The organism is Sinobaca sp. H24, from assembly GCF_023845525.1.
In genome coordinates this window covers 1-7,890 of sequence record NZ_JALBWT010000071.1, presented here as the reverse complement: position 1 = coordinate 7,890, position 7,890 = coordinate 1, and the positions used below count along the sequence as shown (strand labels likewise).

The 7,890-nt window shown below is 45.5% G+C and carries 5 protein-coding genes and 1 pseudogene; 4 read left to right on the top strand and 2 right to left on the bottom strand.

Annotated elements, in window-relative coordinates:
• On the top strand, positions 1–537 hold a 537-nt coding region (locus MMY81_RS32565; protein WP_252316077.1), incomplete at its 5' end, for a DUF429 domain-containing protein.
• Positions 538–724: 187 nt separating this feature from the next.
• Positions 725–1,810, top strand: a complete 1,086-nt coding sequence (locus MMY81_RS32560) for a CAP domain-containing protein (RefSeq protein ID WP_252312006.1) — start codon at positions 725–727, stop codon at positions 1,808–1,810.
• A 44-nt stretch (positions 1,811–1,854) separates the two neighbouring features.
• Here MMY81_RS32560 and MMY81_RS32555 read toward each other — a convergent pair whose 3' ends face one another.
• Complete coding sequence (locus MMY81_RS32555) at positions 1,855–2,298, bottom strand: MarR family winged helix-turn-helix transcriptional regulator (protein WP_252311979.1); 444 nt, start codon at positions 2,296–2,298, stop codon at positions 1,855–1,857.
• Positions 2,299–2,484: 186 nt separating this feature from the next.
• Here MMY81_RS32555 and MMY81_RS32550 point away from each other — a divergent pair, with 186 nt between their 5' ends.
• Entirely contained in the window at positions 2,485–2,958 is a 474-nt protein-coding gene (locus MMY81_RS32550) for a MarR family winged helix-turn-helix transcriptional regulator (RefSeq protein ID WP_252311980.1), read from the top strand.
• Positions 2,955–6,308 (top strand): efflux RND transporter permease subunit, encoded by a 3,354-nt coding sequence (locus tag MMY81_RS32545; RefSeq protein WP_252316076.1) that lies wholly within the window; start codon positions 2,955–2,957, stop codon positions 6,306–6,308. The genes MMY81_RS32550 and MMY81_RS32545 overlap by 4 nt, the downstream gene beginning before the upstream one ends.
• Before the next feature lie 135 nt (positions 6,309–6,443).
• Here MMY81_RS32545 and MMY81_RS32540 read toward each other — a convergent pair.
• Positions 6,444–7,803, bottom strand: a pseudogene (locus tag MMY81_RS32540) (IS1182 family transposase).
• Positions 7,804–7,890: the final 87 nt, after the last annotated feature.

Sequence of the window (7,890 nt, the reverse complement as noted above, 5' to 3'; positions counted from 1 at the left end):
AGCGAGTATCCGCGGCAGGTGGAGGCACTGGCGCGGCAGAAACTGGGGAAACGGCGTTCCAGTGTTTTTCCGGTGCCGTGCATAGAAGTACTTGCCTGCCGCAGTTATCAGGAAGCGAATTTATTACATAAACAGTTAACCGGAGCAGGGCTGCAGAAGCAGTCCTGGTTTCTGTTTCCGAAGATAAAAGAAGTGGAGTCTTTTTCCATTGAATCATCAGTAAAAGAAGCACATCCGGAAGTGCTGTTTGCAGATGTGAATGGAGAGCCGCTGTCAGCATCCAAGAAAACAAACCAGGGCATTACGCAGCGTCTGGGTCTGCTCAAGCAGCTCGATCCCGACATTTACAGCCTGTTTACGAAAACAGTAAGTCTGTATCCACGAAAGATATGTGCACGTGATGATATTATCGATGCTTCCATTTTGGCCATAACCGCATGTCATCCTGAATGGAGAGCTGACGGAATCGATCAGCATCCGGATTATTCTGCTGAAGGACATGAAATGAATATGCGAACGGTTAAATACATACCGTAAACAACTTGCCGGCTAAGCGCACGGAAGTTGTTTTTTTATAATAGACACGGGCCGAAAGTTCAATCAATAGAATGGCACCACAGGAGAGTGGTACAATAATGGGCAAAGATAGGTAGTAAAGCAGTGACTTCCGCCGGAAGCGGACGGGAGTATTGAATAGATAAAGGTGGTTCATATTTTGAGAAGAATGATTTTATTGGTGTCCGCTGCACTGGTTGTTTTTTGGACGAAACCAACATGGGAAGAACCTGCTGGCAGCTTTATGCCTGAACCGTTAAACGATGTGATAAACAATGGCTTTGACTTTGAGAAGATGACAGAGGATGCGGTCGCCCTTTTAAATAATGTGACAGGTTCAGAACGAGAGCCGAAACAGGAAGCTGTAGAAGTAGAAGAACCTGAACTGACCACCCCTGAGGATCAATCCTTTTCTGTAGGTAATGTAGAACTCGGTGACACGAAGCAGGATGTAGAAGACATGTATGGGGAGTCTATGCGCGAAAGCGAAAATGAATACGGAATAAACTGGTTAACTTATCACGAAAACTATCAAAATTTTATGATGGTTTCGTATAATGAAGAAGGTGTTGTGCAGGGACTTTACACGAACCAGAATTTACTTTCCTCCCAGTACGGAATTACGTTGGGAGACTCAAAATCATACGTAAATGAAACCTTGGGAGAACCGGAGGAAATGATCCGCAATGGCAGATTTAACTATCAGATCAACAGTGAAGGAGAATACGACGTTCATCAGATGGATGGCAGCTATGTCACTGTATTTTATGATGTTCATGAAGAGGATGAAGTAACTGCTGTTCAGATTATTGACGAAAACCTGGAAGCAGCGAAAGGAAGTTTTTATGCAGACAACAGTGAATCCTTAAAAGAAGGGTTTGAATACCAGCTGTTCGACTTAACCAATGCTGCCCGTGTCCAGCATGATCTTCCCGTGCTGGAATGGAACGAAGAAGTAAGAGAGACGGCCCGTGCGCATAGTACCGACATGGCAGACAACCAATTTTTCAGCCATACGAACGAGCAGGGGCAGTCTCCTTTTGAGCGGATGGAAGAAGATGAAATTACCTTCACGCGTGCCGGAGAAAACCTGGCATATGGACAGTTCAGCAGCGTGTTCGCCCATCAGGGGCTGATGAATTCGATGGGACATCGGGAGAACATTCTGAATGAAAGCTTTACAGAGCTTGGCGTTGGCGTTGATTTTAATGAGGACAATCAGCCATTTTTCACAGAAAATTTTATAACGATATAATAAAAAACGCCTTTCGTCGAGAAAGGTGTTTTTTATGTAAAAGATTAATTTTTAGATTTTTCTTTTTCTACAATCGCCTGGATATTTTCCAGCGCTTCCTGCATTTTATCGACATCTTCCTGCGGAATTTTTGAGAAATACTTTTCATGCAGCTGCCGCTCTGCTTCTTTAAACTTTGTTTTCCAGTACTGGCCGCGTTCCAGCAGCTGTAAAATAACTTCCCGGCGGTTTACAGGATTGACGGTGCGCTCCAGAAACTGTTCCTTCTCCAGGTGGGAAACAGCCTGGCTGGCCGTGCTTTTTGAAATGTAGAAGTGGCGCGCTACATCATTGATGCTGCTCTCCTGATGATGAAACACAAACCAGAGGATGCTGACCTGCCGTTGATTCAAGGGAAGATCCGGCATAGGAAAATCACTGATGATGGTGTTATGGATACGTTCGGTTATTTCAATAACGCGGTATATGTCTGCAGGCTGTGAATTCAATAGATAATCTCCTTTAAATAGAAAATATAGATACATAAAGCCTATCATGAAAAGGCAGAACAGAGAACTGTATAAAATGGAAACGGTTAATTATTAAACAGTTAAAAAAATAAACTGTTTATCTATTTAATTATTAAGCAAATTACGTTAGAATGAAACCTGCATGAAAAAGAAAGGGGACCGCCTATGGAAGAACACGGAAAAGTATTTTCGGAAATGATGGAAAGCTACCGTAAAATACATCACTCCCTGCTGCAGCTTTTTCCGTTTCCGGATATAAGCTTAACCAAACGCCAGCAGGTGATGCTGCTATATATCCTCAAGCAGGAGAACGTTACAATGACCGGCTTGGCAGAGTACTGTGACATATCGAGAAGCGCGGTAAGTCAGACTATTACAAAACTGGAACAATTATCTATTATCAAGCGTGTCATTAATAAGGAAAACCGTAGAGAGGTCCACATCGAATTCGGCACAAAAGGGCTGGAGATGAAAGATCAGTTCGTTCAGATGGAACAGAATCTCATTGAACAGTACCTCGTTAAAATAGATATAAAAGATCTTAAAGTAGTCCAGAAAGTCATGCGTACTTTTGAAGAAGTTATTTCTGGAGAAGGCCATAAACCACTACAAGAATCAGAGGAGAGAAACAGTAAATGAAAATATGGGATCTTTCAATAAAACGTCCAAAGTTTACGATTGTGATTATGCTTGTGTTATTAATATTAGGTGCTGTGTCCCTGACGCGTCTGCCTATTCAGTTATTTCCGGACGTGGAAGCACCTGTAGCTGCAGTAAGCACAAGCTATCCAGGCGCCGGTCCGGAAGAAGTTTTAAATGATGTAACAGAAAACCTGGAAGAGGAACTTTCTAGTGTTTCCGGACTCGATCAGCTTACTTCCCAGTCACTGGAAGGCTCATCGATTGTCATAATGGAATTTACAGCGGATACAGATATTGAAGATGTAGAAACAGAAGTTGTTTCCACGATTACTCAGGCAGATCTGCCTGATGATGCTGGAACACCGGCTTTTCTTCAGTTTGATCCATCTATGTTCCCAAGCATCCAGCTGGCTGTTTCCGGAGGAGGAGACGAAGTACCGGCTTTTCAGGAAGAGACAGCCTCTCTTGAACGGGAACTTTCCCGGGTTGATGGAGTCGCAAGCATTTCTGAATCAGGCTCTTTAACGGAGCAGTACGAAGTCATACTGGACCAGGCCGAATTAGAAAATGCAGGCATTTCCCAGTCGGATGTCGTTCAGGTTATCCAGGGCCAGGAGGCCGCTGTGCCGGGCGGAGTTATCGTTGATGAAGAGCAGGGAGAAACCATTTCCACCCGTATTTTAAGCGAGCTTACCTCCCCTGAAGAAATTGAAGAGCTTACCGTTTCCCAGGATCCGGAATCCGGTGATGCGGTTCCTTTATCCGATGTAGCGGAAGTATCGCTGCAGACTGAAGAGGAAGATGTCATTACGAGGGTGAACCAGGAGAGTTCCATTCAATTGGACGTCATGCAGGAATCCGATGCAGACACCACCCAGGTATCGAGCGATTTTAATGAAGAACTCGACAGCCTGCTTGATGAAAGCGAATATTCTGATCTGGAAGCGGTAAGCCTGTATGATGAAGGCGAATACGTTCAAGACTCGATAAACAGTGTTATTACTGCTCTTGTCAGCGGTGGTATTTTGGCCATGGTCGTGCTGTTTGCGTTTCTTCGTAATTTAAAAACCCCGTTAATTATCGGGATTGCCATACCGTTTTCGATTATTACCACCTTTGCATTGTTTTTCTTTACGAACATCAGCTTGAACATGATGACGCTTGGAGGTCTGGCACTCGGTATCGGGATGCTCGTTGATAACTCCATCGTCGTTGTCGAAAATATTTACCGTCACTTATCTATGAAGAAAACGCCGAAGCAGGCAGCAGCCGATGGAACTCGTGAAGTAGCAGGAGCGATTACCGCTTCTACATTAACGACCGTTTCCATCTTCCTTCCCGTTGTCTTTATTACAGGACTTGTCGGAGACCTGTTTGCCCCATTATCGATCGCAGTGGCATTCAGCCTGATTGCTTCTTTGTTCGTAGCAGTGACCATCGTTCCGATGATCGCCAGCAGAATTTTAACAGCGCCGAAAGAAGAAGTGGAAAAAAAGCGCAAAAACTCGCCAATGATGAAAAGAGTCGAACGGGTTTCCCGATGGACTCTGCGCAGAAGAGCGGTCGTTATTGCAATAACGCTTGCTACTTTAATTATCGGAGCGCTCGGGCTGACAACAACCGGTGTTGAATTTCTGCCTGATTCCGATGAAGGTATTGCTCTTGTAGAAGTAGAGCACGAAGAGGGCACGACGCTCGGAAGAACTGAAGAAACCATTGCCCAGATAGAAGAAGAGCTGGATGACGATTCAGATATCGAAAGCTATTTAAGTACAATTGGGTCGACTTCCCAGCAGGGAGGCTTAAGTTCCGAAAGCCACACTGCTGAAATAATTGTTAATCTTGTAGACGCGGGAGATCGTGATACTACAACAGCAGAATTTACCGAATCACTTGCCGATGAGATTGAAGATATAGATGACGCCGCGGATATTGAAGTACAGGACTTTGCCCAGGCTGGACTTGGTGGGGAGCCGAACACATACTCATTCACTATTGAAGATCCGGACTCTGAGCGTCTTGCTACTAAGAGTGATGAAATTGTAGAAGCGCTCGAAGATGAAAGCATCATCCGCAGTGCAACAAGTACGGAAGAAGAAACAGCACCTGAACTGCAGGTATCTATTGACCGGGAAGCTGCAGAAGACGAAGGCCTTGCGCCGGCGCAGTTTGCAGAAGCTGTTAATACAGCTACCGGCGGGGAAGTTGCAGGCAGCATTACTACCGACAGCAACGATACGTATAACGTAAATGTACGATACGCAGATTCCGTGCTGGAAAGCGCCGGAAACTTTGAAGATATCTCTATTCCAAATCAAGAAGGAGATTATATTGCTCTATCTGATGTAGCAGAAATTGAGGAAGGTCAGTCCCCGGCCGTCATTAACCGGGCTGATATGATTACAAGTGCAGATTTTGATGTACTATATCAGGCCTCAAGTGATTTAAGCGACGCATCAGAAGTGGTGGATGACGTTATTGACGATGTGGGACTAGCAGGCGACGCCGAGTTTGTAGTAGGCGGAGACCAGGCAATGATTGATGATTTAATAGGCGATGTCTCTCTGGCATTTGTACTTGGCTTAATTTTCATCTATCTTGTGATGGCAGCTCAGTTCGAATCATTTAAATATCCGTTCATCATTATGTTTACCGTACCGTTATTTGTAATAGGCGTTATGCTTGCGTTAACTATCACGCAGAATCCAATAAGCGCCATGGCGTTAATAGGGGTGATTGTCCTCGCCGGAATTGTCGTCAACAACGCGATCGTGCTGGTGGACTACATCAACCAGCAGAAGCAAAAAGGACTGCCGACGGTAGAGGCAATTGTATCCGGTGTACAAGACCGGACAAGACCGATTCTGATTACGGCTATTACTACCATTCTCGGTATCATCCCATTAGCACTTGGTATTGGAGAAGGCGCAGAGATCATTCAGCCGATGGGTATTGTTATTATTGGCGGTCTGATCAGCAGTACCTTCCTGACACTATTTGTTATTCCAGTTATTTACAGCTTATTTGATAAATCAACAAGAAACATGAATAAGAAGTTTATGACACCGGATGGACAGGTGGTTTACAAACGCGATCTCGATAAGGATACGACTTCAGTACAGCCGGTCGATAAGCGGGAGAAATATTTGGCTTCAGAACATGCGTCAACGCAGGAGACGATTGAAACAAAAGACACAGAAACAAACAATGAAGTAACAACAGAGACTAAAAACCAGAATACAAAAGACCAGTACTCAAAGGATGAAATTGTTGGAATCCTCGAAGAGCTCGTTAAAAAAACAAAATCCTCTTCTGATGATAAAAACAATAATAATACCCGCGAATAATAATCATGTAAAAAGGAGCTGTCCCAAGAGGGACAGCTCCTTTCAGGTTGTTGAGAAATGAAAGAAACAAGGTTGTTTTTTCCCGTGGATCGTTCGATCCACGTTTTTTTCACTTCTTTCGCAAAAAATCGTCCTCTAAGCCGACCGTTTGGCGAGATAGAGGGCGATTTTTTTCATGTTTTGACAGGCAGCGGTGAGATGGGCTGCGCTTGGACAGACGGGTGCCCGCGATACCGCGTGTACCGAAAACCGTGGAGCTCTTTGGCATCGCCAAAGCTCCGTTCGATGGTCTGGCTGCGTAAATGGTACAAGGCTTTTCCTGTCTTCGTTCGTTTTCTTGCTCGCGCCCGGTCTTTCCCATCCTCCCATATATGTCGGCTAATTAACCGGGAGGAAGCGGCAGGCGAAAAACAAGTCTCCCGCATCGGACAGCCCTGACAGTCCTGCGGGCGGGAACGATACTGACGATATCCTTCCCGATCGGTAAGGCGGTAGGTCAACATACAGCCCATCGGGCATACATAGGCTTTTTTGGACGCGATGTATCGAAACTTCCGTTTCGGCAGGTACCGGCGGCTTTTTCCGTAGCGACGGTATCCCATCACCGCATAAATTCCCTGCTCTTCGAGCTTTTTGCACAAATAGCCTGTAAAATAGCCGGCGTCGAGCGCCACCGCCTCTACCGGGAAATCAAACGTAGCCCGCTGCACCTCCAGTCGGTCCAGATACGGATCCGCATCGTGGACGTTACCGGGCGTGATATAGGTATCGGTAATGATATTATATTTGGCGTCCACCGTCCGGTGGTCGAGGTAGAAAAATCCCTGCGGTTTGCCATCTCGCATCATGAATCCACTATCCGGATCAGTCCGACTGATTCGGGTCATCGCTGGGTCGGCGGGCTTCCTCTCCTTCCGGGGTCCGAGCGCTTTTTTCCTTCTTTTTCCCGATCGGCTTGCACTTCGGCTTCCAGTTCTGCTAGATAGGCAGGAACTTTGGGGGATTTGGCTTTACGTAGAAATTTGTTTTTATTGGCATTCGCTTTGACATGGGTGGAGTCACTCACTAAAATCCGACCGTCCACCAATCCATGGCCCTCTGCTTGACGAACAATGGCATTAAAAATATCTTCAAATACGGTGGTATCCAGAAACCGGGTCTGACGGTTCCAGCTGATCGTGGAATGATCTGGAATGCGATCCGTCAGAGAAAGACCAAGAAACCAACGATAGGCGACGTTGGTCTGAAGCTCTTTTTCCAATTGCCGTTCCGAACGAATGCCATAAAAATAGCCGATAAACATCATTTTAAACAACGTGATCGGTGGAATGGAGGGCCGACCGATGGTCGGCGAATAATAGGCAGCCAGTTTTTCTTCAATAAACTGAAAATCAATCATCGTATCAATGGTGCGGAGAAAGTGATCAGCGGGCACCAGTTCTTCTACAGAAACAGTCACTTGATCGCGTCGATGGTTTTTGGCTTTGCCAAGCATCTTAGGATCGCCCCTTTTCTTTTCAGTATACGACCATTCCAGCTGCTTGCCCACAAAAAAACTGCCGAGAAAGAAAACTTTCTCGAC

Coding starts and splice junctions, on each gene's coding strand:
- MMY81_RS32550 (WP_252311980.1), top strand. CDS start 2,485: ATGGAAGAACACGGAAAAGTATTTTCGGAAATGATGGAAAGCTACCGT.
- MMY81_RS32545 (WP_252316076.1), top strand. CDS start 2,955: ATGAAAATATGGGATCTTTCAATAAAACGTCCAAAGTTTACGATTGTG.
- MMY81_RS32560 (WP_252312006.1), top strand. CDS start 725: ATGATTTTATTGGTGTCCGCTGCACTGGTTGTTTTTTGGACGAAACCA.